Source organism: Sphingobium sp. Cam5-1, assembly GCF_015693305.1.
Lineage (GTDB): Bacteria > Pseudomonadota > Alphaproteobacteria > Sphingomonadales > Sphingomonadaceae > Sphingobium.
The window spans coordinates 135257-160615 of sequence record NZ_CP065140.1; the positions used below are offsets into that span (position 1 = coordinate 135257).

The following is a 25359-nucleotide window of genomic DNA, read 5'->3' on the forward strand; positions in this document are numbered from 1 at the left end:
GTTTTCCGTTAGCCCTTCACCTTCCACATCGATGGGGTGCGCCATGGCCGAGACTGTTCCGCCGACCAGAACCGGGTCGCGATGGGCGACAACGCTCATGGGAGGCCTGATCGGGATGATTGGCCTGGTCCTGACGATCGGCGGCGCATGGCTCCTCATCATCGGCGGATCGCCTTATTATCTGATCGCCGGCATGGGCATGCTCGTCTCGGGCTGGCTCTTGTACCAGCGGCGAATGACGGGTGCATGGCTTTACATGGCCATCGTTGGCGCGACGATCATCTGGGCATTGTGGGAGGTGGGCACGAATGGCTGGGCCCTCATCCCGCGCGTTATCGCACCCCTGGTGCTGCTGATCGGCGTGCTGCTCATCATGCCGCTGCTCTCGGTCCGCCCCGACCGGTGGAAGCTGGCGGGCGGAGCGATCGCCGGGATTATTCTGCTCACTGCCCTCACCGGCTTTACGCTGGCGCAGGTCAACGAGCCCAGGGCGCGGCTTGCTCTTCCCGTGCCTTCCACCGCTATGGCGGACCCCGCGCTCCTACAGGCTGGCGCCGACTGGCCTGCCTATGGCGGATCATACAGTGCGCGGCGTTTCTCGCCTCTTGTCCAGATCACACCCGCCAATGTGTCAGCGCTCGAGCAGGTCTGGCTCACGCACACCGGCGATCTTCCCTCGCAAGCCGCCAAGAACACCTATGGTGCGGAGAACACGCCGCTGAAGATCGGCGATACGCTTTATGTCTGCACTCCCAAGAGCATCGTCATCGCGCTCGACCCGCGAACGGGGCGCCAACGCTGGCGCTTCGATCCGCGCGTGCCCGACACAGCCATCCCCTATACCGCCGCCTGCCGGGGCGTAAGCTATTATGCTGTTCCGCAGGCGCGGCCGGATCAGGATTGCGCCACGCGGATCATCTGGGGCACGCTGGATGCGCGCCTGTTTGCCATCGACGCGCTCACCGGCAAGCCATGTCAGGATTTTGGGTCGAACGGACAGGTAGACAGCAAGATTGGCATGGGCGAAACGCCTTCCGGCTATGTCTCGATCAATTCACCCCCCACGATCGTGCGGGGCGTGGTTGTGACTGGACATCAAGTGCTCGACGGACAGGACCGCTGGGCTCCTTCGGGCGTCATCCGGGGCTTCGATGCCATTACGGGCAAGCTGCGCTGGGCCTGGGACATGATGCATCCCGACTGGAACGGCTATCCTCCGCCTGGACAGACCTGGGCGCGCGGCACACCCAATATGTGGACGATTGCCAGCGCCGATGAGACGCTTGGTCTTGTCTACCTTCCCATGGGCAATGCCGCAGCGGATTATTATAGTGGCCTGCGCCGAGCGCCTGAGAATTTCTATGCCACCTCGCTGGTGGCGCTGGACGTGAACACGGGCAAGCCGCGCTGGCGCTTCCAGGCGGTGCGCAAGGACGTGTGGGATTATGACTTTGGCGCACAGGCGACGCTGGTCGACTATCGCGGTACACCCGCGCTGGTACTGCCGAGCAAGCAGGGAGACATCTATATTCTCGACCGGCGCACGGGCAAGCCGCTGACGCCGGTCGGCGTGATGCGCGCGCCGGGCGGCGGCGTGGAGCCCGCCCAAAGGTCGCCTTTCCAAATCTATTCGCGTTGGCACACGCTGCGCAAACCCGACCTGACCGAACGCGACATGTGGGGCATGTCGCCTGTCGACCAGTTGATCTGCCGGATCCAATTCCGGCAGGCAAGCTACAAGGGCTTTTTCACGCCACCGGAAAGCAGGCGGCGTTCGATAGAATATCCTGGCTATAATGGCGGCACAGACTGGGGCGGGATCGCGGTGGATCCGCGGCGCGGCGTGATCGTGGCAAATTATAACGACATGCCCAACTATGTCCGCCTAGTCCCGCGTGCAGAAGCCAACCGCAGGGGATGGGCGCCCCGTCAACAGGCGCGGGGCGATATCGGCGGGGCGGAAGGCGCGGGCGATCCGCAGGCGCATACCCCCTATGCGATTGACGTGAATGCCGGATGGCGCATGAAACTCACCGGCATGCTGTGCAAGCAGCCCCCTTATGGCGGCATCCGCGCGATCGACATGGCGAGCGGCCGCACCATCTGGGATCGTCCTTTCGGCACGGCCCGCACCAACGGCCCGTTCGGCATCCCATCGATGCTGCCGATGACTATCGGCACGCCTAACAATGGCGGCGCCGTCGTCACCGCGAGTGGTCTCATCTTCATCGCGGCGGCCACCGATAATCTGATCCGCGCCATCGACCTGTCGACCGGCAAGACGCTGTGGCAACGCAAACTGCCAGCGGGCGGGCAGGCAACGCCGATGATCTATGAAGCGGCGGGGCGTGAATATGTCGTCATCTACGCGGGCGGCCACCATTTCATGGAGACGCCAGTGGGTGATGAGGTGATCGCCTATTCTCTCCCCCAGCCGGGCAGGTAAAGAGCACGGATGCCCGAGTGCGAATACGCGAATTTTCAGTAGGCTCCAAAGGCCGGATCGATGCCATGTCGGCAATACAGGGGTCTGCTGACGCCGAACTTCATAGAGTCCTGGACGATTAGGTCTGCTTCATCGGTGGACCGGATCCACGCCGGCAGGCGAGTCAGGGCAAAAGCCAATCGCCCTTTCTCGAATGTCAGCAATGGCGCGGCGGCTGGTTAAGGCCGGGATTGTCAAACACCATGCCGCAATCGGCTTGAACGACAGCCTCTCGGATCAAGGGCGCGCCGCGTTCATAACGAGCACGGACCTTTGCCTCCGGGACGATATGGCGCCCTCTTCGACCCTTGCTCCGACGCGGGCCACGCGGCGATGATCGATGAGGCGAAAAGTCGGAAGCAGCTCGTAACATGCAGGAACAGTCGTACCTTCCTATATGGTCGAGGCCCAAGCCGTCATTTGTACTTTTCCGCCTCACTACAATGAAGTGCGCAATGCCCGCCCTAAAAGGGGAAGAACCAGTGGATCGCGGCAACTGCGGCTATCCAGGTGATGAGGTTGAGCGGCAGGCCGACCTTGGTGAAGTCGAGATAGCTGTACCCCGCCATCTGATAGACCAGCACATTGGTCTGATAGCCAAAAGGGGTGGCGAATGCCGCACTGCCAGCGATCATCACCGCCACGAGGAACGGGCGCGGGCTGACGCTCAGGCTCTCCGCCAGCGCCACCGCAATCGGCGTCACCAGGACTGCGACCGTCGCATTGGACAGCAGTTCGGTGAGTATGAGCGTCGCGCCATAGAGCAGGATGAGAGCGGCCAGCGGACCGAACAGGCCTACCCGGCTGACGAGCGCATCGGTGGCCGAGGCGGCAAGTCCGGTCTGTTCAAGCGCGATGCCGATGACGACCATGCCCACGATCAGCATCAGGATCTCGGGCCGCAGGCCGCCATAGGCTTCCTCCGGGCCGATCACGCGCAAGAGGATCAGCAGCACCGCACCCGCGAAGGCGGAGGCCGCAATGGGCGCGATGTTGAAGGCGGCGAGCGCAATGACACCGATGAAGATCGCTGTCGATACCAGCGCCCTGGTGGGTGACAGCGGCCTTTGCACGGCAAAATCCTCAATATCGCCGACCGCATCTCCGGCAATGTCCAGATGGCTGACATGGTGCGGGAGTACGGCTTCCACCCGTTCAAGCGGAGCGGGTAAAGGCCGTGCAAGCAACCGCCCGGAAAAGAGGAAGAGGTAAAGACCTCCGGTTGCGGCGACGATCAGCCCCACCGGGGTGATCTCGAAGATGGAAAAGGGCGGCTGCCCCGAAGACCGGGCCATGTCGTCGACAAGGAGATTGGTCGAGGTGCCGATCAGCGTGCAGCAGCCGCCCAGCACCGCGACATAGGAGAGCGGCATCAAAAATCGCTTGGGATCCAGCCTCAATGATTTCGCCACGTCCCGAACGACCGGCGCCGACAGCACGACGATGGGCGTGTTATTGAGAAATCCCGACGCGGCGCCACATAGCAGGATGAGGAGCCAGATGCCCAGCGCGCCGATGCGTCTGCATAACGCAACCGCCCTGGCGATCAGCAGGTCGAGCAACCCCGAGAGTTCCATCGCATGGGCAATGACGAAGAGCGAGGCGAGCGCTATGATCGCGGGGCTGCCGAATGCGCCCTGGACTTCGCTCGGGCGCACCGCGCCGGTGAGCAGCAGCAGCGCTGCCCCGGCAAGCGCGACCACATCGGCCCGTACCTTGTCCCAGATCAACGCGGCGATCACGCCGCCGAGCACGACCAGGGTAACAATTTGCGCAAGGGTCATCCCCATCGGCTAGCATAATGAGGCGGTCAACACAGGAAAAATGCGAAAAAATCTCGAAAATCCGGAAGCATAGGGGTCAATTTGCCCGGCGCGATCTGCTACGCCTGATCTCATGGCAGAACAGAATTTCCGGTCGTCCGTCCTGGGCTGGCTGATCGCCGCCGCAGCGGGTTCCGCGCTCACCTTCCTCCTTGTCGCGAAGGAACCGGTGCGCGAGCCCGTCGAAAACAAGGCCGACGTCAAGGAAAGCAAGCCGGTCGCCCAAGCACCAAAAATCCCGGTCATTCCGACGCCGCCGCCACCGCTGGACCGGGCCGCCCTGCTCGCCGCTGCGGCCCGCGCGGCGGACGCGGTAGCGAGCGGCGCCCCCCTGCCGCCGTCCAACGCTGCGCTCATCGGGCGCTCCTTCGTCCTGCGCATCGCCTTTGGCTGCGGGGAAGAAGGGCAGGATGAGACAGAACCGCAATCCTGGGCCGGCTGGACCTTCAATCCGAAGAGCCGCGCGCTGCGGTTGACGGCGCGGTCGACTGATCTTGCCGACGCGCAGTGGGTAAAGCCGCTTGCGGCCGGAATAGCCTTCGATGCGGTGGAAGGCTTCTGGATACAGCGCCCCTGGACCCGCGCGGACCAGTGCAGAGCTGAGGACGGAGGGCTGCCTCTCGCCGTGCCGAATGGCCCCGCGCAACGACTGGCGATCGCGCAATTCTACTCGCCCGAGGGATCCCGGACATTACGGCGGGGTGGGCGCCCCTATTCCTCCACTGTCAGGCTGGAAGAAGGGCGCCTCCCCTCCCCCCAAGGCTATCAGCTTCAGCTCGAAGGCAGGCTGGCCGGCTTTCCCGATGGGCAGCCGGTTCATTGTCTTCAGCAGAACCCTGCGTTCGATCCGCGCTGCCTGATCGCGGTCGAGTTTGAACGCGTGGCGTTCGTGCAGCCGGGCGTGGACGATCCGATCGTCGAGTGGCGCTAGCCAGAGCAAAAGCGCCGCAGCCTCCCGGCCACGACGCTTTGACTGGCTGACGTCAACCCGCGCTCGCGGACTGGGCAAGGACCTGCGCGGATGGCTTGTTGGCTGCGTCCACGCTGCCGTCCGCGATCATCGCCTTCGACATGGACGCAGCTTCGGCCTTGACCGCGGTATCCCCACTTGTCTGGCTGGCCCCGATCAAGGCGGCGAGAAGCAGGTTCCGGTTCACCGGATTGGCCTGTTCGGCGACAGCCTTGCGGGCGAGCGGAATGGCCTCGGCATAGAGCGGCGCGGCACCCGCCTTGTCCTGCTTGCCAAGCTTGAAATTGCCCACCTGGATGAGAATGCCCGTCAGCACGCCCCTGCTCTGCGCGTCAGTGGGCCTGGCGACCACGACCTTGCGCCAGTGGGGCAGACTCTCTTCATAGAGCGGCGCCACCGCGTCCAGCTTTTGCAGAGCAGCGTTGGCAGCTGCGGTCGCATAGAGCGCGTTGGCCAGGAAATTCACGTTGTCGATCTTGTCCGGCTGGGTCTTGACCGCGTCGCGGATCGCCGGGAGAGCAGCATCATATTTGGCAAGGGCGGTAGCATTGTCGCCTTTTTGCTGCGCCTGCTGGCCAGCGGTGAAATCCGTGACCGCCTTGTTGAAGGCCATGATCTGCTCCTGGCTGAGCGCCGGCGCGGGAGAAGAAGCCGGCGCAGAAGCAGGCGGCTGCGCGGTTGCCGGAGCCGCAGCATTGTCCTGCGCCGCGGCGGGAACAGCCAGGCAAAGCGCAAACAGGGTGGGCAGGGCACGATACATTGATTCTCTCCAGATAAAGGCCGGACCCCGGTTGGAATTGCCAGGATGCGGCGAGGGTTGCTTTGCAACTGAAACTCAGGTGGCCAACAGCGTCATCGGTTCCGAAGGCGGAAATATGGCGTTGACCATCTGCACGTCCAAGGCGCCCAGACTATAAGGCTTCATCAGCATGGGTCCGTATCGGCGCAGATCGGCTGGCAGGTCGCCCGGATCGCAGCCGCCCGACGTGATCACTATCCGCATAGCGGGCCAACGAATGGAGACCTGCCGAACAAGATCAAAGCCGTTCAGTTCGCCCGGCATGTTCACGTCGGTAAACATCAGGTCGACCTTCCCGTCCAGCTGCTCAAGAAGGCCGAGCGCCTCTCCAGCGTCCTGTGCGGCAAAAACGGTGAATTCCTGTTCTACCAGAAACTCGCACACATTCATGCTGACCAGCGCTTCATCCTCCACCACGAGGATGATGACGGGCCGCGGGAAACGGGGGCGCCCTGTCCTTTCTGCCACGGTGATCGGCATGTTCGCGTTCATGCCACCCTTGTGCAGCAGGGGCGGGCCATATCACCCGGATCGCGCATGGATGAGGTGCGGACGCTCAACTCCGCAGATAATTCGCCGTGCATGTTTTCCACTCATGATCGCCCGATCCTCCTTGAGCCGGGCGTTTCGCGGGACATATTTAGACAGGCATGATGAAACGGCGTTATTATGACTTTTATATGCATGGACCATTCAGCCCCTGCCGGCTAAGCTGGGAAATGCCTCCTTTTTGCAGTCTGTTGACGGCGGCAATTGCGTGATGGCGGGCGAACCACGTAGCGGCCTGGCGCATATGGGAGTAGAAGCCCGCACGCCAGGCTGGAGAATGATCCTTCTCGCCGCGCTCGTTGTCCTGCCGTCCTGGTTCCTCGCCATTTACGGGCAACCGGCGCTGGGCCGCGTGGCGGCGGCCTTGTTCTTTGTCCTGGGCGTGGTGATCTGCGGTGCACTGGGTGGACTGGGCGCAGCCCTCGCGGCGGCGACCGCCGCATTTCTGCTGTACAATTTCTATCTGGTCGAGCCAGTTTTCAGCTTCCGGATCTCGACCGGAAGGGACGTGATCCCACTGCTGCTGTTTACCCTGTGCGCTGTCGTGGCCGGTGTCCTGGCAGCCCGGCTCAAGGACCGGGCGAACGCCGCAGACCACAGTAACCGGCAATTGCGCAGCTTGCTCGAAATCAGCCAATCGCTGCAATCGGCGCTCCGCGTCTCCGACATCGCCAAGGCGCTCGACGAGCACCTGTCCGGCGGCGCCGGCACGACAGCGACGCTATTCCTCATCCGCGACGGATCTTTCGAAGAGGCCGAGCACGCGCGCGACGCCGACAGCCGGCTGCGGCTGGTCGGCGAGGCGAGGGAGACGCTGAGGAGTCCCCGCGAGACCGGTCCCTACACCCTATATCGACTGGACAGTACCGCAGGATTTGAAGGAGCCATTCTGTTCGAACATGGGTCCGCCCGGCGGCTCGACAGCGCCTTCATGTCCGCCCTTGCCAATCTGATTGCGCTGGCCGTTGAACGCGCCGCGCTCTCGGAGAGCAACAGCGAACGCCAGGCGCAGGCCCGAACCGAGGAACTCAAGACGGCCTTGCTCTCGTCGGTCAGTCATGATTTCCGAACGCCCCTGACCGCGATCAGCGCGTCCGCGTCCAGCCTGATCGAGTTTCGCGAACAGCTTGAGCCTGCCGCGGCCGCCCGCCTGCTGCGCGGCATCGTCAGCGAATGCGATCGCCTCAACCGCTACACCTCCAATCTTCTGGAAATGAGCCGTCTCGAGGCGGGCCAGTCGCTCGCGCACAGGCAGACATTGAGCGTGGCGGATACGGTCAGCGCCATTGTCCAGAGAATGCGGCTCCGCGCCGGTCAGCGCCGGATCGAACGTCACTTGTGCGAGGAGGATCTGCTCGTGACGGTCGATGCGGCCATGTTCGAGCTCGTGCTCGTCAATGTGCTCGACAATGCGATCACCTACAGCCAGGACGGGACGCGCATCCGCATTCATGTCCGCCGCGACAGCGACTATTGCGCCATTGCCGTGACCGATGAGGGGCACGGCATCCCGCAGGAAGACCTGCGCAAGATATTCACCCGTTTCTACCGGGTTTCCCGTCCCCGATCGTCGGCGCGCGGGAGCGGCCTTGGCCTTGCCATCGCGAAGGGTTTCGTAGAAGCGCTCGGCGGCCGGATCGGCGCAGCCTCGCCGGGCCTGGACGGCCGCGGCACAACGATCACCATCATGCTCCCCCTAGTCACAGAAGCCTCGTCCCCATGACCGCCCTGCACATCCTCGTCGTCGACGACGAACCTTCGCTCATCGACGTGCTTCAGCCCGTTCTCGAAGCCGCCGGCTACCGCATCACCGCCGCGCCGGACGGACGCAGCGCCATGGCCGCTATCGAGGCTGTCGAGTTCGACCTCATATTGCTCGACCTGGGCTTGCCCGACATCGACGGCAAGTCGCTGCTTCAGCGCGTCCGCCTTGATCAGGAGGTTCCCATCATCGTAGTCTCGGCCCGCCATCAGGAGACCGAAAAGATCGCCGCCCTTGATGAGGGCGCCGACGATTATGTGAACAAGCCTTTCGAGATCGGGGAATTGATGGCCCGCATCCGCGCGGCGGTTCGGCGCCATTCGCTATCCAGGGCGGACGCATCGACCTATTGCGCGGGCGGCCTGACGATCGACTTTCCGACACGCCGGGTGATGCTGTCAGGTGAGCCCGTCAAGCTGTCGCCCAAGGAATATGATCTGCTGCAGACCTTGGCGCGCAAGGCAGGACAGGTCGTCACCCACAAGCGGTTGCTGGCGGCAGGCTGGGGCGCCGAGACCACCGACACCCAATATCTGCGTGTCTATATCGGGCTTCTGCGCCAGAAGATCGAACAGGATCCTTCAGACCCCTGCCTTTTGCTGACCGAACCGGGCGTTGGGTATCGCTTGATCGCGGCCAGCTGAGCCGGGGAGCCCATGGCAGGTGCGCCGTCCGATCCTGTCAGATGAGGACGGGCGTCGGTGGGAGAACCTCTGGCTTGCCGGCCTCGACAAGTTCATCGAGAAACGGATTGTCAGGCAGCCGCTGCCGCGCCATGCAGATCGCCTTGTCCACGAGCATCGCATAGAGTTGTTGCCGGACCCTGACGTCGGCGGTTTGACAATCGAGTTCAGCAAATCCTTCACGCAACTGATTTTCAACCAGTGTTTGGGCAGCGCGTACAGCGCGTGTTTCACGCCAGCTATTCATGAAATGATTTTTCGCCCTTGCCAGGGTGTAGCGGACCGGAGTTTTTCCACATCTGTGCTCATTTCCTCGTCGGTCAGCCATTCCAGAAGAGTGGATAGCACAAACGTCCCGGGAGCGTTTTTATGCGATTTTTATTGTCGGGAAGGGATGGACTGTCTGGTTCAGAATGGATGAGACGCTTGGGCAGCCTCTTGATTGGCGCACAAACTGACGCTATATAGCGTCATTATAGTTGCGTCAGGACGGTGAAATGGGCCTGCTCGAATATGCCGATCACGGAATGTTTGCGCCGAGCAAGATCGCGGCGGCATTCCGCACAACAAGCGAAGAGGTCGCTCGTTCGGCCGGCTTGGGGCGCGACGCTGTCCAGCGCAAAGAACGCTTGCGCTCAGATAAGACTCAGCGCCGCTTGAGGGAGATGATCGAGGTGATTAGCAAGACCAGCCCTCGCTTCGGATCCCCGCTCATCGCTTACGCCTGGTACAGGTCTGAACCCTTGCCCGGATTTTCGGGGCAGACTGCCATGCAGCTTGTGCAGGATGGCAGGGCAAGCGAGGTGCTGGAATATGTCGACGCTGTCGATGCTGGCGTGTTCGCCTGAGTGTTTCCATGCGCTACCAGGGCAAGCTCTACCGGGCGCTGAACCCGGTATATGCGCGCGAGCCACTGTCAGGCCGGGGCGCCGAGCTATATGGCGGCCGTTTCAATCCCAAGGGAACTCCCGCTCTCTACGGCGCAACCTCATTACAGACGGCCATTAGAGAAGCAAACCAGGTCGGCGATCTTCAACCGACGACGATTGTCTCCTATCATGCCGACCTCGAGAAGATCTTCGACGGGCGCGATCCCGCCGAACTCAGCAGATTTGGCATGAGCCCGGCCGGTCTATGCGATCCGACCTGGCGCGATCAAATGAAGAAGGCCGGAAAAGCCCAAAGCCAAATCTTCGCCGAAACCCTCATCGACGAGGGTTTCAATGGCTTGCTCGTGCGCAGCTTTGCTCGCGGGGCTACCGATGACGATATCAACCTCGTGCTTTGGAGGTGGGGCGACACCCCGCCCTCAAGAATCACGCTCATCGACGATGACGGACGTTTGGGCAAAAGCTGAACTTTCGACCGAACGCGCCCTTGTCCGAGCTTTATCAGTGCGCCGCGCGCTCAGGCAACCGATCAAGGCGAAGGGTCGCATCAGTCCGTCCTGACGATGGCGCGCGTGACATTGCCCATGAGCCGCATGCGCGCCGGGATCGGCAAGCGCGTGCTCGCGATCATCACCGCCACAGCATAACGATTTCCGTCGGGCGAGACGAGAATGCCGACATCATTGTAGCCGGTCGCCAGATTGCCAAGTTCCTGGCCCGTCCCTGTCTTGTGCGCCAGCGTCCATCCCTTGCGAAGGCCCGAGCGCAATCGCTGCGGACCGGTTCTGCTGGCGCGCATCAGACCCAGGAGATGCCGGGTAGAGCGCCCGCTGAGCAACTTCCCCTGTTTCAACCGCATGAGACCAAATGTCACGCCATTGGCCGAAGCCCCGTCGTAGGGATCCGCCAGATAGCGCTTGAGCGCGCGGTTGCGCGCGGCAAAGGGCATCGCCGCGCGCGCTTTGAGAAAGCCCCATCCCCCTGCCCATTCGGGCCGCCACGTAAGCCCGGCCGTCTTTGCCTGCAGCTTGCGCTCGCCGGGGCCAAAGCCGACATCGTCCAGCCCCTTGCGCTTGAGCATCGCGCGGATCGCCTGAGGTCCGCCGACCTTCCAGAGCAGAACATCATTGCAACTGTTGGCGCTACGCGTCATCGCCAACTCCAGCAGCTTGCCGATCGTGGTCCGATAGCCCGCCTTGGTCACCAGGGAGCGAATGGGCTGGTGAAAGACAGTCAAATCGGACTTCTTCACCATCACAGGATCGGACAAGGACAATGTGCCACGATCGACCGCATCCATGACGGCGATGGCAACCCATAATTTGCTGACGCTCTGCTGGGGCAGCATCCGCTCGGCGTTGAAGGAAACGGTCCAGCCCTCATCCAGGTCGCGCACCGAAATGCCGACCTCTCCCTTGAACGATTGCCCCAGGCCTTCAACCGCGTTGAGAAGATCGGCGGGAGGCTGGGAGCGAGCCGCCTTCGTGGCATGTTTCACAGAAGCGGCATGGGCGGGAGCTGCAAGCAGGCCCGCCGGCGCGCAGCCGATGGACAACGACCATAGCAAGGAAGCCGCTAGAAAGCGGCGTGAACGGGCGACCGGCAATGTGAACCCCTTTGCGGTACAGTGGAAGGAGCAAGGCCAGGAAAGCCGAACGGTTCGAACGGATCGCCGCCGATGATGCTTCATCTGGCCGCAGCGACGCGGGAGACCTGATAAACCGGGACGCTGGCGTTTTTCAATGCCTTGGGGTAGGATATTTGCGACGAGGCCTGCGTCCGGTCATATCCGCCGAAATTCCATTCTTTGTTCAAGGATAGCTTATGCACGCCATATTCTTCGCAGCCGCACCCCTGGCTTTTCTGGTAGCTGCCCCGGTCTCTGCCTCGAACCGCGGGCATAGCGCGCAAGAAGATCCAGCCGTCGGGCCCACACAATTCTCAGCTCGGCAAATTCATGCCTATGCCGCAGCCCTCCTGGACATTCAAAAGATGAGGCAAAGCCTGTCCGCCCAGGCCGCAAAGCTTGCACCTGAGCAGGCGGCGATCCTCAAGAACAAGGCGCAGTCCGAAATGATCGCCATTGTGGAGCGGCATGGACTGGATCTGCCCGGCTTCAATGCGATCACGACAGAGGTCGAACGCCAACGGCGCCTCCGGCATGAGGTGAGGCAGCTCATGATGGAACAACTTCTGTCCACCTGATATGTGCGTCCGGCGTCTTGCCGCCAAGCAATCGGAAGGTTTCGATCGCTGCCGGCGAAACACAGGCCCTTTTCCAGCGATTTCCCGCGACCGGCTACTCGTCACCCGCTGGAAGGCCGTCAGAGGGCGAGCCGTTGCCTTTTATCCAAGGAGAAAGTCATGAACCGCGCAGTCCTTCTCCTGGTTCTGGCGCTGGCGTTTCGGGCTACGCCCGGCAATGCCGCGCAGGGCACGAGAGACATACCGGCATTTTTCTCGGGCAACCAGTTGTTCGAGATATGTTCGAACCCCAATTACGGCCAATGCTCCATGTATGTGGCCGGCGTCATCGACGGCATTTTCTTTGCCGATGGGGAAGGTGGCCGACAATCGCTTTGCCGGGGCGAGATCACCAATCAGGCCGCGGCGGAACTGGTCCTGCACAGGCTGTCGGACGATGAAGCATTGCGGGCCTTATCGGCCGCAGCCGCTGTACGCGCGGCGATCGCCGACCGGTTGTCCTGTCAGGCCTCCCCTGCCCTTGCCGAACAGTCCTGAGCGCAAGCGCTCGTCACCTGCAATTTCTGGAGAGAAACGGCATTCACGCACAATCAACAAGAGGAGGAGCTGCAAATGCGCTTTTTCATGTTGTCTGGACTGGCCATGCTGGCGGCCTGCAATCCTGATGACGTCAAGCCGTCCGTGGCGAACAATGCCGCGGGGAACGAAGAGCCTTCAGCCCAGGCTGCGCGCGAGCGGGCGGTTCCCGCTTTGCCCGCGGCAACGGCGCCTCCCACCATCACCATGCCTGCGTTCGCGCCGCAATATCCAGCGTCGGTTATAACAGCGGTGAACAGCTCCGCTTCGGGACGAAACGTGCATGAAGTGACATTAGAAACCCGGGATGACGCCTCGAGCATCATGGCGTTCTATCGGGACAAATTTATGGCCGGCGGCCTCAAGAAGACCTCGGATTTCCAGTCCGGCGGCACTGGCGTCCTGTCGGCGGCCGCCAAGGACAGAAAGGCCGCGATCGCGATAACGACGAGCGGTACGATGAATCGGGTGATCGTCACCTATTCCGGGGACTGACGAGAAGCCGGGCCGCAGACGGGGCCGCGCGGCCGCCTCATCCCGATGATGACTTACCCAGATATTCCGACAGCGGCGCCTTTGAGCCGTCAAACCGTGCATGGGCCGGGTTCATCGCCTCATAGACCACTGCATTTTCCAGCACGCGCTGTACATAATTTCTCGTCTCGAAGAGCGGGATCTGTTCGATCCATCGCAAGATGTCGGATCCGGGCTTGCGGGGATCGCCATTGGCCCTGATCCAGCGGTTAACATTGCCCGGGCCCGCATTATACGCCGCCACGGCAAGCGGGTAGCTGCCTTTGAAATAGCTCAGCATCCGCTGGAAATAGGACGAACCCAGAACGATATTGTAATCAGGCTCATCGAGTGAACTGGCCGCGTAGCGCATGCCCAGCTTCCCAGCCTGTTCACGGGCCGTACCAGGCATCAACTGCATGAGCCCCCGCGCCCCTGCGCGACTGACGATCTTCCGGTCGAACTGGCTCTCCTGGCGAGCGATGGCATGTATCATGGTCCAGCTCTGCTTTGCCCGAGGGGGCACCGTGATGCGCGGGAAAGCGCTGCCCGCATAGCCCGAAAGACCATTCGAGGCCGCACGACGGCTGGCCATCACGCCCATGTCGGGCCGGCCGATTGTTTTCGCCAGTTCAACGGCAAGATAATAGTCCGCCGCACTATCTGCATCATTGGCGATGGCGCGGGCGAATTTGCTCTGATCCGCCCAATAGCCCATCTCTCCCAGCGCCTTGACGGCGCGTACCACTGATCGGTTCGCAAATGCGGTGCGCTGGGCGGTGGAGATCTTGATGGCATGGCCGGCCGCAGAAGGAGCCGGGATCGCTCGTCCCCGCCGTTCGAGGGCGAGCTGACCGTAAAACTGCCTCGGAAAGGCAGAGGCTTGCTCGAAAAAGCCGTTCGCGCGCGCGCTCTTGCCGGCCTGGAGCGCAGCGCGGCCGGCCCAATAAAAGCCCTTGGATCTGGTCTGGGGAGACTTGGCCGCCGCCGCATAGCGATGAAACATCCTCATCGCGTCCTTCGGCTTGCCGAGATTGTAAAAGGCGGTCATGCCCGCGAGCCAGGCAAGGCTGGTATAATCGTCACGCTCGCCAATCGGCCGGCCGCTGACATCTGTGCCGGTCATATAGGCGTCGTCGAGCTTGCTGGCGATCGCATAGGCGAAACTCCACTGGGCGTCCCTGGCAGCGCCTCGCGCGTGCGCCAGCAATGTCTCGTACCATTTCTCGGCGTTCCCAGGCCGACTGATCAGCACTGGCCGATTGGCGAGATATTGCCGCGCGGCGATCGCGTTGCCGCTGCCAAGCAACCAGTTCACCTTGTCGGCGATGTAACCGGCGTCCGCGACCCCCAGCCTTTCGGCTCGCTGCATGCGCGCGGCCGCATCTTTTCCCTTCCTGCGAAAAGCGATCCGCGCTTCGTAGACCGACCGCCGGGTCGCCGTGACATAGGCCAGCATGCGCTCTGCTCCCGCCAGGTCATTGCCCCACAGCAGCATGTCAGCGCGCTGGTCGTGATCGGCCTTTGTCCAGCCGGATCCGAACAGCGACAAAAGCCGCGCTTCGTCATGAGGAGCAAGCGCGCCTCCCACCCAGGCGCTCCGCGCCGCGATCCTGGCGTCATTCCTTCGCCCCGCGCGCATGAGCGCCATGGCATGGCGGGCATGGCCGGTCGCCGTGCGCGCAGGATATCGGGAGAAGAATGCGATGACCTGCTCTGGATCGTCTCTGTCAGGATCGATGCCGGCTTCCGCCAACCGGCGCATCCGGCTTTCGTCGGGCCAACCCGGATTGGCCATGATGAAACGCGCATAGGCGGCAAACCCCAGGTCGTTGTTGCGTTGAAGCGCGCGCCACTGATCGATCGTGGCGACGATTGCGGCATCTCGCGCCACGCCGATGCGCCCCTGCGCCTGGCGCCAGGGGCTCGGTTGCTGGGACGATGCGGCGGGCGTCTTGGCAGCAAGTGCCGCCATTTCGCGGTCCGCGCTGGCGGTAAGGGCCAGGAGCAAAAAGGGGAGCGTGACAGCCATGACGGGATCTTCGAGGGCAGGTTGTCTGAGGAATGGGGCAGGTGACAGGTACGATATCCTCGCCATCCGCATAGCGTTACTATAGCTTTCCTATGCGCGCGGAAGGATCCGCGTCGCTCGAGGACCGATTGCCGTTCAACCAGACAAATATTCCATCAATGGGCCTGGCCGTGGCGGGTCACATCGCACGACGAATGCCCGCAAAGACATGGAAGGCGGGTTTTCCTGCCGCGGGGGTCAGGCTAAAGCCGACGCATGAATCGCGGACTTTCGATCAGGTGCGGCTGTGTTCTGGCGGCGATGGGAATGCTTGCGGGCTGCGGCGGTGGAACCCGATATCGTCCCGTGAGCGACGTGCCGGTGCGTATCGGCAAACCCTATGTCGTGCGCGGGGCGACCTATGTGCCGGCTGCTGACCCCACATATGATTATCTGGGCTATGCCAGCTGGTATGGCAGCGAGAGCGGGAACCAGACAGCCAATGGTGAACGCTTCATTCCCAAGGCAGTAACGGCAGCCCACACGACGTTGCCGCTGCCAAGCTATGTCGAGGTAACCGCGCTCGACACGGGCCGGACCATCCTCGTGCGGGTGAATGATCGGGGGCCGTTCGCAGGGCGGGGACGCATCATTGACCTGTCGCGTGGCGCGGCCGAACAGCTGGGGATCAGAAGGCAGGGCTACGCGGCTGTGCGCGTTCGCCTGGTCGATCCGCCCGAGAGGGATCGCAGGGCGCTGCGTAAGGGAAAACGAGCGCCCGAACGCCCACAGGTGGATGAGCGGACCCTCGCCAGCTTACGGGCGCAATTGAGTGCCCGGCGCGAGGCCAGCTTGTCCACGGATTGAAACGTCGCGTCGTGTCGGGCCATAAATGCCCAGCTGCGCCTCAAGTAACGGACCTGGAGTCCGGATAGAGCTCGTACATCCGCGCCTGTTCGCGCATGCATTGCCGCTTCTCACGAACCTTGGCCTGCATATATTTTCGTTGATTGCCCTCGCGCGCCCAGGCTTTGGTAATCAGATGCTCATCGGCGCAACTCCTGCGCTGGCCATAAATGTCCACCGACCGCCGGTATTTCTGTTCCAGGAGCTCGGCTTCACTTGGCCGGCACGCGCAGAGCGCCAGACAGAACAGTGCGGTCGCCTTCATCCACGCGCTGGCATCTGCCAGTCCTGACCTGCGGCCCTGACGGTCGAAACGCGCTCCAAGCGAAAATTTCCGCGCCACAGGCGGCGCGCTCCACTTCATGTCCTGGCCATTCGCAGGGGCGGTGGGGCATGGCGGGCGAGAAGACCAGAAGGGTGCATGATAGCCTTGGTCCGGAGCTCTACAACAGGTCGCATGGGGCTTGATTGCATGGAAGCGATATCGCGACTGCCGGACGTGAGTTACTATGGCTTTCCTATGCGCCTGGGCAAAACGCCGGAAGGACACAGCTGCTTCTCACCTGCGGCGAGGATATAGAGGCGCTCGCGCCGTCAATGCCCGCCCCGATCCACCGCCCCGCGAGCCGGATTTTTACGCAAAAGCCGATTTGCCTCCGCCCATCGGCCCCCTTTGCCCTCCTTTTCTCCGCAAAGGGATCCATAAATATTCGCAAAGCATCCGTGCAACGACTTTGCGTATTCGCAAAAAAATGGCTGGACGTGAATCCTTGCCGATCCTCCCGGCATTGCATGAAAGGCCGTCAGGCTCCATAGCGGTCTCATGACTGGGACCGCCACCGCCTTCTGCTCGATCCTGGAGCGCATCCCCCAATGGGTCCGCGATGATTTCGCGCGCAAGGACCCAGCGATTAGACAGCGGGCGGAAGAAACATTTGCAGCGATGCTCGTGATCGCTCTGGAACAATCCGCGCCAGAGGCGATGAGCAAGGAAATGCTCGGCAAATAGCCGAGCTCCAACCCGGATCATATAGCAGGAATGATCCGCCTTTCCTCGAAATCGGAGTAAAGGCGCAATGGAGATGATCTTTTTGATCTGACCGCCGTTCCTTTCTCGAATGCTCGTCAGATGCTTCAATGCTCATCTTCGACGCCGTGGTCCCGAATCGCCGACGCCGTCCGTCCCCGGGAAGAGCGAGCCGCCAAGCCGCGCCAGATGGCCCGCGCCGTTCGCCTCAAGCTTAGGACAGGACCACGTCATTGCAGCGATCAATCATCAGCGATTGAATATGGAGCTTGTAAGAAGTTGCCTGATGCTGCGCGCCTGAGCTAGCTTGGCAGGGTCGGACTGCATTTCAAGTTTCCTCGCCCAGCTTGCAAGCTCGTCGCGGACCTCGTCCTTGATACCCGGCGCGCGGCGCTCCAGTACCGTCAGCAACGCCATACCAGCTGTGAGCCCCCAGTCCATACTTGACGTCTGCGACCCGCTTGCCTGTCCAAGGCTCGACTTGATCCTTTCCCCCATTTCTGGTGCTCCCTGCCTCTCCCGGATAAAGCCGGTGCCGTAATATCAAGTCGCGGACATGGTCAACGCCGCGCTTGCGCTCGTCCCAATCATGGACAGAAATGGCCGAAACAGCCTGCCGGCGACAGGCCGGACGGCAAATCGTCCCGGCGCCACGCAAACGCGATGACGCCGGGACCCCGACGCCGGCTTGCGACCCGAATGGCCTCGGGAATTCCGGCAAGGAAAAGGGCCTGAACCATGCCGGATCCGGCCGCTCTATCCTTGTTTCGTCCGGGAGTCGAAAGAAACCGAATAGAAAGGTGAATATCGAGTATCACCCTGATATTGCGATTGCTTGACCGCACAATCATCAAGGACGCAAATGAATATGCCGCATCGTCCAGCCTGGGGGCGGTGAAGGTACAAAAGGCTTGCCCATTGTGCGCAGGTCAGGGGAAACTGGAAATGGTCTTGGCAAGATACTTGAGAAGATCGTCGAACGCTGCGGTCCCGGGTATTTTCCGGCTTTTATCGAGAAATCTCCGCTGTCAGACAAGCGGGATGATGCATCGATCTTTTCCTGCTCCTGCCGCACAGCAACGCGCGTGGTCATGGCTGCCCGACCGGCAGGTCCTGTTGCTTCTTGGTCCCTACGCGGCGGGATTCGCGTTTACGCACTGGATCGCGGCAGCATGGGGCGGGACGGGCTTTTATTCACTCTGGTACCCTGCCGCCGGACTGCGCCTCGCCTTTTTGTGGCATGCCGGAGCTCGCCTTACGCCTTTCATTGCGATCGTTGAGATCCTCGTCGGCACGGCAAAGGGCCTTTTTTCACTTGGCGTGCCCGACTGGCCGCTAACCTTATGGGGTATCGTTCGGCCGGTTTTCGCTTATGGCGCGACCGTCGCGGCGATCCGCTGGCTGGCGAGCGGGTCGCGGGCAAATGTGCTCGTCCCACCCATGCCGCTCGGCCTTGCAGCGGTGGCAGCGCCCAACGTGGCCGCGCTCTCTGCCTTGCCCGAGGCGCTGTGGCGTCCCGACCTGACCGGTGTGCAGGGCGTGCGGGACATGATCACGTCGCTGGCAGCCTTTGCCGTCGGCGATCTGTTGGGCGTGTTGATGCTCGCCCCGCCTTTGCTGTGGATCACGCAGATGTTCGCCCGTCGGCGCCGTCCCCGGCTGCGGATCGACACTGGCTGGTGGCCGGCGCTGGCCGAGAGCACTGCGCTGCTGCTGGGCGCTATTGGCCTTACCGAAATCCTCCGGCGCGTAGGCCTGGGCATGCAGCCCATGCCCGTCATCCTGGCCGTCGCATGGATCGGCCTGCGCTTCGGCCGGGCGCCTGTATGGCTTGCGTTGCTGGTTGTCACCCTGTTGATGCTGCCGCACACGGCACAGGGCATGACGACCGCAGCGCGTCTGGAACTGCATCTCAGCCTCGCGACGGTTGTCGTCGTCGGCTATCTCGCCGGTAGCTTTGCCGACGCCCAGCGACAGGCGCGCGTCGATGTCGAACGACGGGATCGCCTGCTCTTTCAGGCCGAACGGCTCAAGACATTGCGCGCCATGTCGGTCGCTGTGATCCATGAAGTCAGCCAGCCCTTGTCGACGCTGGCGATCGAGGCGAAGCATCTGCATGCCATCACGGGCGTTTCCGACCCTGAAATCGCGCAAAGCGCCGCGCTGATAGACCGCAAGGCCGCAACCCTGTCGCATCTCGTGCGCCGGCTGCGTGGATATGGCGGCCGTGTGGTCGACGAACCCACGCCGCTTCCCGTGTCGGCCTTGATCGAGAGCGTCGCTGCGCTCGTCGCGCCGGAAGCGAAGAGCCGAGGCATTACGCTCAAGGTCGCCCCTGTAGATCCCGACCTTGTCGTGCTCGCTCAGGAAGTCGAACTGGCGCAAGCTGTGGTTAATCTGCTTCACAACGCCATCCAGGCGGCGAGCGATGGAACGGTGCATCTCGCGGCGGCCCGGGAAGGCCCCCGCATACAGATTATCGTGACCAACCGCCATGGCGCGGACATAGCGCCCCATGGCGGCATGGGCGTGGGCACGCTGGTTGCCCGCGCCATTGTCGAGGCGCATGGTGGCGCCGTGTCGCGGAGCCTGACCCCCTATGGCGATGTGATCGCCACCATTTCTCTCCCCGCAATCGGAGAAACGGCATGAGGCCCGACGACGCAGCCAGGGTCTATGTGGTCGACGACGACCTCGATCTGGGGGCCAGCGTCGCCCGGCTGCTGCGGCGCCACGGCTTTGATGCCACCTCTTTTCTCGATCCGGCGCCGTTGCTTGACGTTCATGCCCGCGCCCCGGCCCATTGCATCGTGACAGACGTCATGATGGGCGATCTTGACGGCTTCACCTTCGCCGACCGGGTCAGGGAGCGTGATGCAGCGGTTTCGATCATTTTCATGACCGCCTGGCCAACGACAGCCAATGCAGTGGATTCGGTGCGGCGATACGGAGGGCTCGACTATCTCGAAAAGCCACTCGACGAGGAACGGCTGCTCGCCGCCGTCCACGAGGGGGCTGGCTGGGCGAGGGAAAGGCGGCGGACTCTCGCGCGCACCGGCGCGCTTACGCCCCGCGAACGACAGATTTTCGAACTGCTCGTCCAGGGACACAGCAACAAGGCGATCGCAGCGTTGCTCGGTCTCAGCCCCAAGACAGTCGAGGATCACCGGGCGTCAATCATGGCCAAGACGGGCGCCAATGGTCTGGCGCAACTGATTGCATTGGCCCGGTAAGGCGCAGACTTGCCCTGCCGAACCTTCTCGGACCGTTGATCGGCAAGCGCTGGCCCTCCGATGATGAGCGGACCTGAAGGCTCCGGGAAAAACCCGGATAGGCGCGGACATATTTGTCGGCCACAGGATGAAACGCGACCCGAAGGAAGCTATTTCAGCTTTCTTTTACCTGACCCGGCCTGAACGGTCGGGTCATTTTCGCTGCCCCTCGATTGAGGGCGGGTCTGCCGGCATGTCTCCGGGACGAACGCCCCTCCCCTGGCCCGATCGAGCACCCAGAATGATGCCTCCAAGGATCAAGGCCATTCCCGCCAGATGATAGCCATGCAGGGGTTCAGCAAGGAGAATGCTGGCCAGGCCAGCCCCGAACAAGGGCATCAAGGCAATGGTCTGGCCCGCTTTTGCAGCCCCTATCGACGCCACGGCCGCATTGAACAGCATATAGGCAAGGAGCGAGGGCAGCGTCGCGACATAGACGAAGGCGCCGATCACCGGCCACGCCAGCTCGGGAAAGCCCTGGCCAAGCCATTCCGCCGCGGCCAGCGGGAGCATGCAGATGACGCCGATGAGGAAGGTGGCCTGGAGAAAACTCAGCGGATGAATTGGCGGTCGCAGGCGCAAGAGACTGGTATAGAGCGCCCAGGCGATCACGCCTCCCAGCACCAGGGCGTCCCCCAGGCCAAAACGCATCTCGATGAGCGTCCGCACATCGGCCTTGAGGATGACAAGCGCGACCCCAAGGGTCGACAGGCCTACCCCCGCCACCTGCCATGCCCGCGCCCGTTGCATGAAGATCAGCCGGTCGCCGAGCAACACCATCGCGGGTATAGCGGCCTGGATCAGCAGGCCATTGGTTGCGCTCGTGTAACGGAGTCCGGCGTACAGGAAGGCGTTAAAGGCGCCTATGCCCACGACGCCCAGCAGCAGGATGACGGGGAGACTCTGCCTGAGCCGCGCCCGATCGGCGACCATGGGCCGGCCAGCGAAAGGAAACAGGATGAGCGCGGCGCCGCTCCAGCGGACAAAAGCCAGCGTGAAGGGCGGGATCTGCTCGTGAACAGCCCGGCCGACAATGGAATTGCCGGCCCAAAGCAACATCACGATCATCAGTGCGCCATAGGCGGCCGCCTCACTCTTTCTTCCCACGGTTTGCTCCTCGGCCGGATAATTGCCGCCGGGATAGATTTTCATAAGCGGACGATCCAGCAACAAAGGACATCCATGTCCTTGTTCGGTCCAGCGGGCCCTCCCGGCTGCCTCACAGGGAACCAGGATCGGTCCTGAAGCGTGCCGCAGCCCAGTCGAGGAACAGCCGCACGCGCGGCGAAAGCTGCCTGTTGGGCGGATAGAGCAAGGACACGGGCGCCGGTGGAACGGTGTAATCGGCGAGCAGCCGCACAAGGCGTCCTGCATCAAGATCGCGCTGAATGTGGAACAGGGGAAGCTGGCCCAGTCCCAATCCGAGCAGGACCGCGCTGCGGAAGGTTTCCGTGCCTGTTACGACAAGGCGGGTTGGAACGTCGATCTGGGTTCGTGCGCCGGACTGCACAAATTCGAATGGCGTTTGGCGACCGCTGCTCATCGCCCGAATGCCCACGCCCTGATGATGCACGAGGTCCCGAAGGACGTGCGGCCGACCGTGGCGGTCAAGATAGGCTGGCGCTGCGCATGTGACGCGTTCCAATGTCGTCACCGTTCGGGCGACAAGCTCACTGTCGGGCGACACGCCATAGCGCAGCACGCAATCGACGCCTTCACGCACCATATCAACCCAGCGGTCGCCCTCGCTCAAGGAGAGTTCGATCTGCGGATGCCTGTCTAAAAAGTCCGGCAGGCCTGGCATCAGGAAATGCCGTGCAATCGTGCCTTGCACCTCCACGCGCAGCATGCCCTGAGGAGACGCGCCGAGAAAGGCCCCCTCAGCATCCTCGATATCGTCCAGGATGGCAAGGCAACGGCGATAATAGGCCTCACCATCGAGCGTTGGGCGAACTGTTCGCGTGGTGCGCTGGAGCAGGCGCACGCCGAGCCGCGATTCCAGCTGCCGAACGATTTGGCTGGCTGTCGATCGCGGCAAGTCGAGATCCTGGGCCGCCCGGGTGAAGCTGCGCCGATCCACAATCCGCACGAAAAGGCGCATCGCATCAATCCGGTCCATGGCGCGTCCATTGTTCCGATTTTTCGTACAGTGATGCCATTTCTAGCGACATTATCCCCTCTGCTCCAGCGCCTATATGCAGATTCGCCCCTGGCAGACCTGACAATTTCCGGAGAAAACAGATGAGTGAAGATCAAACGAGGATCGCCATCGTGACCGGCGCCTCGCGCGGCATAGGAGCTGCGATCGCGCGCAGATTGGCGGCCGACGGCCTCAGGGTGATCGTCAATTATGCAAGCGGCGCCCAGGACGCAGAGCAGCTGGTGGGGGCAATCGAGGCGGCTGGCGGCAAGGCCACGCCCGCTCAGGCGGACATAAGCGACGCAGCCGCAGTGGCGCGCATGTTCGATTCGACGCAGGCCGCATTCGGCGGCGTCGATATAGTGGTCAACAATGCCGGCATCATGCGCCTCGCGAGCGTCGCGCAGAGTGATGACGCGCTGTTCGACGCGCAGGTCGCGATCAACCTCAAAGGCAGCTTCAACATGATGCGCGAAGCGGCAAGGCGCCTGCGCCAGGGGGGACGGATCATCAATCTCTCCTCGAGCGTGGTAGGTCTCTATCAAGCGCGCTATGCGGTCTACGCCGCCACCAAGGCCGGGGTCGAGGCGATGACCCATGTGATGGCGAAGGAGCTTCGCGGTCGGAACATCACGGTCAATGCGGTCGCCCCCGGCCCTACGGCAACCGACCTGTTTCTCGATGGGAAGCCCCAGGATGCGATCGACGCCCTGGCCAGTCTCTCCCCGCTTGAACGGCTGGGCCAGCCTGAGGATATTGCGGCCTCGGTGGCGTTCCTTGCCGGACCCGATGGCGGCTGGATCAATGGTCAGGTGTTGCGGGCGAACGGCGGCATCGTCTGAACGCGGTCATGCGGGCGGCGGCAGGAAGGCCGTGCACGGCAGATGCCGCGCACGGCTTTTGGACAGGATGGCGCCTTTCGCACCGTGGCCCTGCTGCTTAGCCTCCATGCCGCTGCCGGCATGGAGGTCGGTTCATCCCAGCGCTGCGGCCACACCCGCGCCATAAGCGGGATCGCAACGCATGCAGTTGTCGACATGGCGCTGTTTGATGAACCCGGGCGCATCGCCCAGCGCTCGCGCGGTATTGTCGAACAGGTGCTGTTGCTGCGCTGGCGTCATCTGCCGGAACAGCTTGCGAGGTTGGGTGAAATAATCATCGTCATCCTCGCGATAATTCCAGTGAGCGGCATCGCCGGAGATACGGAGCGGCGGCTCGGCGTAATCGGGCTGCTGCTGCCACTGGCCGAAGCTGTTCGGCTCATAGTGCGGCCGGCCGCCATAATTGCCGTCCATCCGCCCTGCGCCATCGCGATGGTTGCTGAACACCGGACAGCGCGCGGCATTGACCGGGATCTGATGATAATTAACCCCCAGCCGGTAGCGCTGCGCATCGGCATAGTTGAACAGGCGCGCCTGAAGCATCCTGTCGGGCGAAACACCGATCCCGGGCACCAGATTTGACGGCGCGAAAGCCGACTGCTCGACATCGGCGAAGAAATTCTCCGGGTTCCGGTTCAGTTCGAACTCTCCGACCTCGATCAGGGGATAATCCGCCTTGTACCATACCTTCGTCAGGTCAAACGGGTGGAAGCGGTAGGTCTCGGCCTCCGCCTCGGTCATGATCTGGACGAACATCTTCCATCTGGGGAACTCGCGACGCTCGATCGCTTCATAAAGATCACGCTGATGTGATTCGCGATCACCGCCCACCAGAACCGCCGCCTCGGCGTCAGTGAGATTTTCTATGCCCTGCTGGCTCTTGAAGTGGAACTTCACCCAGAAGCGCTCGCCCGCTTCGTTCCAGAAGCTGTAGGTGTGGCTGCCAAAGCCATGCATGTGCCGATAGCTTCTCGGGATGCCGCGCTCTGACATCACGATCGTCACCTGATGAAACGCTTCGGGCAAGAGAGTCCAGAAATCCCAATTGTTGGTGGCGCTGCGCAGATTGGTGCGGGGATCGCGCTTCACCGCCTTGTTGAGATCGGAAAACTTGCGGGGATCGCGCAGGAAGAAGACGGGCGTATTGTTGCCCACCATGTCCCAATTGCCCTCCTCGGTGTAAAATTTCAGGGCAAAGCCACGAATGTCGCGCTCGGCATCGGCTGCGCCACGTTCACCGGCAACAGTGGTGAAGCGGGCGAACATCTCGGTCTTCTTGCCGATTTCGCTGAAGATTTTCGCGCGCGTGTAGCGGGTGATGTCCTTGGTCACAGTGAAGGTGCCGAAAGCGCCCGATCCCTTGGCATGCATGCGCCGTTCAGGGATGACTTCGCGCACGAAATTGGCAAGCTTCTCGTTCAGCCACACGTCCTGCGCCAGCAGAGGGCCGCGCGGACCAGCGGTCAGGCTGTCCTGATTGTCAGGCACAGGTGCGCCAAATGCCGTGGTCAGTTGCGTCACGGGGCATTGGCCGGCGCTCGGATGTGTTTTGGCCACTCTGCTCGTCCTCCTTTTGCAGGTTGAGGCCGATTATTACGGCAGCGCAATCCTTGTGTCCCCATCAAATAGCGCGTCATTGTAATCGGATCGGTCAATCTATTTCCGCTTGCCGGCAGAGACGGGCAACCAGCTGGTCGCTTCCATATTGCGCGCGATCCAGGCGGCTTGCGATTGGCGGGGTGGCCAACAAGGCCGGTGTCATGAACGTCAACGCGCCACCTCAGGATCATGAACCGCCCGGCCTCGAAATCGACTGCTGCATTCCGGTCACTTTGCGAAATTTGTCTAAGGCCCGATTGTCCCGGAC

The 25359-nt window shown here is 62.3% G+C and carries 25 protein-coding genes; 14 read left to right on the forward strand and 11 right to left on the reverse strand.

Features of this window, described 5'->3' with window-relative positions:
• The first annotated feature begins 43 nt into the window (after positions 1-43).
• Positions 44-2446, forward strand: coding sequence for a membrane-bound PQQ-dependent dehydrogenase, glucose/quinate/shikimate family (locus IZV00_RS19275; RefSeq protein ID WP_230463521.1), 2403 nt, complete (start codon positions 44-46; stop codon positions 2444-2446).
• Between the two features lie 503 nt (positions 2447-2949).
• On the opposite strand, the gene IZV00_RS19280 is transcribed toward IZV00_RS19275, so the two are convergent.
• Positions 2950-4269: an SLC13 family permease gene (locus tag IZV00_RS19280; RefSeq protein WP_044663535.1), complete on the reverse strand. Its 1320-nt coding sequence runs from the start codon at positions 4267-4269 to the stop codon at positions 2950-2952.
• Between the two features lie 112 nt (positions 4270-4381).
• Here IZV00_RS19280 and IZV00_RS19285 point away from each other — a divergent pair, with 112 nt between their 5' ends.
• Positions 4382-5239: a hypothetical protein gene (locus IZV00_RS19285; protein ID WP_044663534.1), complete on the forward strand. Its 858-nt coding sequence runs from the start codon at positions 4382-4384 to the stop codon at positions 5237-5239.
• 52 nt (positions 5240-5291) lie between these two features.
• Here the strand turns inward: IZV00_RS19285 and IZV00_RS19290 are convergent, their stop codons facing one another.
• Both IZV00_RS19290 and IZV00_RS19295 read right to left on the reverse strand, forming a co-directional pair.
• Complete coding sequence (locus IZV00_RS19290) at positions 5292-6038, reverse strand: hypothetical protein (protein ID WP_044663533.1); 747 nt, start codon at positions 6036-6038, stop codon at positions 5292-5294.
• Between the two features lie 75 nt (positions 6039-6113).
• Entirely contained in the window at positions 6114-6569 is a 456-nt protein-coding gene (locus tag IZV00_RS19295; RefSeq protein ID WP_230463522.1) for a response regulator, read from the reverse strand.
• A gap of 268 nt (positions 6570-6837) precedes the next feature.
• Between IZV00_RS19295 and IZV00_RS19300 the strand changes: the two genes are divergently transcribed.
• Both IZV00_RS19300 and IZV00_RS19305 read left to right on the forward strand, forming a co-directional pair.
• A complete protein-coding gene (locus IZV00_RS19300) occupies positions 6838-8349 on the forward strand; it encodes an ATP-binding protein (RefSeq protein WP_196227690.1) in 1512 nt (503 codons plus the stop codon).
• Entirely contained in the window at positions 8346-9032 is a 687-nt protein-coding gene (locus IZV00_RS19305) for a response regulator transcription factor (protein ID WP_044663531.1), read from the forward strand. The genes IZV00_RS19300 and IZV00_RS19305 overlap by 4 nt, the downstream gene beginning before the upstream one ends.
• Positions 9033-9069: 37 nt before the next feature.
• Here the strand turns inward: IZV00_RS19305 and IZV00_RS19310 are convergent, their stop codons facing one another.
• Positions 9070-9399 (reverse strand): hypothetical protein, encoded by a 330-nt coding sequence (locus IZV00_RS19310; protein ID WP_196227691.1) that lies wholly within the window; start codon positions 9397-9399, stop codon positions 9070-9072.
• A 169-nt stretch (positions 9400-9568) separates the two neighbouring features.
• Here IZV00_RS19310 and IZV00_RS19315 point away from each other — a divergent pair, with 169 nt between their 5' ends.
• Both IZV00_RS19315 and IZV00_RS19320 read left to right on the forward strand, forming a co-directional pair.
• Complete coding sequence (locus tag IZV00_RS19315; protein ID WP_044663530.1) at positions 9569-9919, forward strand: MbcA/ParS/Xre antitoxin family protein; 351 nt, start codon at positions 9569-9571, stop codon at positions 9917-9919.
• An 8-nt stretch (positions 9920-9927) separates the two neighbouring features.
• Positions 9928-10428, forward strand: coding sequence for an RES family NAD+ phosphorylase (locus IZV00_RS19320; RefSeq protein WP_044663529.1), 501 nt, complete (start codon positions 9928-9930; stop codon positions 10426-10428).
• 80 nt (positions 10429-10508) lie between these two features.
• Here the strand turns inward: IZV00_RS19320 and IZV00_RS19325 are convergent, their stop codons facing one another.
• Positions 10509-11459 carry a serine hydrolase gene (locus tag IZV00_RS19325; protein WP_044663616.1) on the reverse strand — a complete coding sequence of 317 codons (951 nt, stop codon included), beginning with the start codon at positions 11457-11459 and terminating at the stop codon, positions 10509-10511.
• Between the two features lie 326 nt (positions 11460-11785).
• Here IZV00_RS19325 and IZV00_RS21385 point away from each other — a divergent pair, with 326 nt between their 5' ends.
• The 3 genes from IZV00_RS21385 (at position 11786) to IZV00_RS19340 (ending at position 13237) form a co-directional block, all read left to right on the forward strand.
• Positions 11786-12166: a DUF4168 domain-containing protein gene (locus tag IZV00_RS21385; RefSeq protein WP_044663528.1), complete on the forward strand. Its 381-nt coding sequence runs from the start codon at positions 11786-11788 to the stop codon at positions 12164-12166.
• A 159-nt stretch (positions 12167-12325) separates the two neighbouring features.
• Positions 12326-12703 (forward strand): Rap1a/Tai family immunity protein, encoded by a 378-nt coding sequence (locus IZV00_RS19335; RefSeq protein WP_044663527.1) that lies wholly within the window; start codon positions 12326-12328, stop codon positions 12701-12703.
• A gap of 75 nt (positions 12704-12778) precedes the next feature.
• Complete coding sequence (locus tag IZV00_RS19340; protein ID WP_044663526.1) at positions 12779-13237, forward strand: hypothetical protein; 459 nt, start codon at positions 12779-12781, stop codon at positions 13235-13237.
• 37 nt (positions 13238-13274) lie between these two features.
• Here the strand turns inward: IZV00_RS19340 and IZV00_RS19345 are convergent, their stop codons facing one another.
• The gene (locus IZV00_RS19345) at positions 13275-15230 is read right to left on the reverse strand and encodes a lytic transglycosylase domain-containing protein (RefSeq protein WP_230463529.1); all 1956 of its coding nucleotides are present in this window, start codon (positions 15228-15230) and stop codon (positions 13275-13277) included.
• Between the two features lie 312 nt (positions 15231-15542).
• Here IZV00_RS19345 and IZV00_RS19350 point away from each other — a divergent pair, with 312 nt between their 5' ends.
• Positions 15543-16133, forward strand: a complete 591-nt coding sequence (locus IZV00_RS19350; protein ID WP_044663524.1) for a septal ring lytic transglycosylase RlpA family protein — start codon at positions 15543-15545, stop codon at positions 16131-16133.
• A gap of 40 nt (positions 16134-16173) precedes the next feature.
• On the opposite strand, the gene IZV00_RS19355 is transcribed toward IZV00_RS19350, so the two are convergent.
• Positions 16174-16536, reverse strand: a complete 363-nt coding sequence (locus IZV00_RS19355; RefSeq protein WP_044663523.1) for a hypothetical protein — start codon at positions 16534-16536, stop codon at positions 16174-16176.
• A gap of 459 nt (positions 16537-16995) precedes the next feature.
• On the opposite strand from IZV00_RS19355, the gene IZV00_RS19360 reads away from it, so the two are divergent.
• Entirely contained in the window at positions 16996-17181 is a 186-nt protein-coding gene (locus IZV00_RS19360) for a hypothetical protein (RefSeq protein ID WP_044663522.1), read from the forward strand.
• Between the two features lie 267 nt (positions 17182-17448).
• Here IZV00_RS19360 and IZV00_RS19365 read toward each other — a convergent pair whose 3' ends face one another.
• Positions 17449-17697, reverse strand: coding sequence for a hypothetical protein (locus IZV00_RS19365; RefSeq protein ID WP_044663521.1), 249 nt, complete (start codon positions 17695-17697; stop codon positions 17449-17451).
• A gap of 543 nt (positions 17698-18240) precedes the next feature.
• Between IZV00_RS19365 and IZV00_RS19370 the strand changes: the two genes are divergently transcribed.
• Positions 18241-19851: an ATP-binding protein gene (locus tag IZV00_RS19370; protein ID WP_052628306.1), complete on the forward strand. Its 1611-nt coding sequence runs from the start codon at positions 18241-18243 to the stop codon at positions 19849-19851.
• Complete coding sequence (locus IZV00_RS19375) at positions 19848-20432, forward strand: response regulator transcription factor (protein ID WP_044663520.1); 585 nt, start codon at positions 19848-19850, stop codon at positions 20430-20432. Before IZV00_RS19370 ends, IZV00_RS19375 begins: the two co-directional genes overlap by 4 nt.
• A 192-nt stretch (positions 20433-20624) precedes the next feature.
• On the opposite strand, the gene IZV00_RS19380 is transcribed toward IZV00_RS19375, so the two are convergent.
• Positions 20625-21623 carry a DMT family transporter gene (locus IZV00_RS19380; RefSeq protein WP_157009889.1) on the reverse strand — a complete coding sequence of 333 codons (999 nt, stop codon included), beginning with the start codon at positions 21621-21623 and terminating at the stop codon, positions 20625-20627.
• 67 nt (positions 21624-21690) lie between these two features.
• On the reverse strand, positions 21691-22590 hold the full coding sequence (locus IZV00_RS19385; protein WP_044663519.1) for a LysR family transcriptional regulator: 900 nt from the start codon (positions 22588-22590) through the stop codon (positions 21691-21693).
• Between the two features lie 122 nt (positions 22591-22712).
• On the opposite strand from IZV00_RS19385, the gene IZV00_RS19390 reads away from it, so the two are divergent.
• Positions 22713-23453 carry an SDR family oxidoreductase gene (locus IZV00_RS19390; RefSeq protein WP_044663518.1) on the forward strand — a complete coding sequence of 247 codons (741 nt, stop codon included), beginning with the start codon at positions 22713-22715 and terminating at the stop codon, positions 23451-23453.
• Between the two features lie 132 nt (positions 23454-23585).
• On the opposite strand, the gene IZV00_RS19395 is transcribed toward IZV00_RS19390, so the two are convergent.
• A complete protein-coding gene (locus tag IZV00_RS19395) occupies positions 23586-25049 on the reverse strand; it encodes a catalase (protein ID WP_044663517.1) in 1464 nt (487 codons plus the stop codon).
• Positions 25050-25359: the final 310 nt, after the last annotated feature.

Coding starts and splice junctions, on each gene's coding strand:
- IZV00_RS19275 (WP_230463521.1), top strand. CDS start 44: ATGGCCGAGACTGTTCCGCCGACCAGAACCGGGTCGCGATGGGCGACA.
- IZV00_RS19280 (WP_044663535.1), bottom strand. CDS start 4,269: ATGACCCTTGCGCAAATTGTTACCCTGGTCGTGCTCGGCGGCGTGATC.
- IZV00_RS19285 (WP_044663534.1), top strand. CDS start 4,382: ATGGCAGAACAGAATTTCCGGTCGTCCGTCCTGGGCTGGCTGATCGCC.
- IZV00_RS19290 (WP_044663533.1), bottom strand. CDS start 6,038: ATGTATCGTGCCCTGCCCACCCTGTTTGCGCTTTGCCTGGCTGTTCCC.
- IZV00_RS19295 (WP_230463522.1), bottom strand. CDS start 6,569: ATGAACGCGAACATGCCGATCACCGTGGCAGAAAGGACAGGGCGCCCC.
- IZV00_RS19300 (WP_196227690.1), top strand. CDS start 6,838: ATGGCGGGCGAACCACGTAGCGGCCTGGCGCATATGGGAGTAGAAGCC.
- IZV00_RS19305 (WP_044663531.1), top strand. CDS start 8,346: ATGACCGCCCTGCACATCCTCGTCGTCGACGACGAACCTTCGCTCATC.
- IZV00_RS19310 (WP_196227691.1), bottom strand. CDS start 9,399: ATGGCTGACCGACGAGGAAATGAGCACAGATGTGGAAAAACTCCGGTC.
- IZV00_RS19315 (WP_044663530.1), top strand. CDS start 9,569: ATGGGCCTGCTCGAATATGCCGATCACGGAATGTTTGCGCCGAGCAAG.
- IZV00_RS19320 (WP_044663529.1), top strand. CDS start 9,928: ATGCGCTACCAGGGCAAGCTCTACCGGGCGCTGAACCCGGTATATGCG.
- IZV00_RS21385 (WP_044663528.1), top strand. CDS start 11,786: ATGCACGCCATATTCTTCGCAGCCGCACCCCTGGCTTTTCTGGTAGCT.
- IZV00_RS19335 (WP_044663527.1), top strand. CDS start 12,326: ATGAACCGCGCAGTCCTTCTCCTGGTTCTGGCGCTGGCGTTTCGGGCT.
- IZV00_RS19340 (WP_044663526.1), top strand. CDS start 12,779: ATGCGCTTTTTCATGTTGTCTGGACTGGCCATGCTGGCGGCCTGCAAT.
- IZV00_RS19345 (WP_230463529.1), bottom strand. CDS start 15,230: ATGGCGGCACTTGCTGCCAAGACGCCCGCCGCATCGTCCCAGCAACCG.
- IZV00_RS19350 (WP_044663524.1), top strand. CDS start 15,543: ATGAATCGCGGACTTTCGATCAGGTGCGGCTGTGTTCTGGCGGCGATG.
- IZV00_RS19355 (WP_044663523.1), bottom strand. CDS start 16,536: ATGAAGTGGAGCGCGCCGCCTGTGGCGCGGAAATTTTCGCTTGGAGCG.
- IZV00_RS19360 (WP_044663522.1), top strand. CDS start 16,996: ATGACTGGGACCGCCACCGCCTTCTGCTCGATCCTGGAGCGCATCCCC.
- IZV00_RS19365 (WP_044663521.1), bottom strand. CDS start 17,697: ATGGGGGAAAGGATCAAGTCGAGCCTTGGACAGGCAAGCGGGTCGCAG.
- IZV00_RS19370 (WP_052628306.1), top strand. CDS start 18,241: ATGATGCATCGATCTTTTCCTGCTCCTGCCGCACAGCAACGCGCGTGG.
- IZV00_RS19375 (WP_044663520.1), top strand. CDS start 19,848: ATGAGGCCCGACGACGCAGCCAGGGTCTATGTGGTCGACGACGACCTC.
- IZV00_RS19380 (WP_157009889.1), bottom strand. CDS start 21,623: ATGAAAATCTATCCCGGCGGCAATTATCCGGCCGAGGAGCAAACCGTG.
- IZV00_RS19385 (WP_044663519.1), bottom strand. CDS start 22,590: ATGGACCGGATTGATGCGATGCGCCTTTTCGTGCGGATTGTGGATCGG.
- IZV00_RS19390 (WP_044663518.1), top strand. CDS start 22,713: ATGAGTGAAGATCAAACGAGGATCGCCATCGTGACCGGCGCCTCGCGC.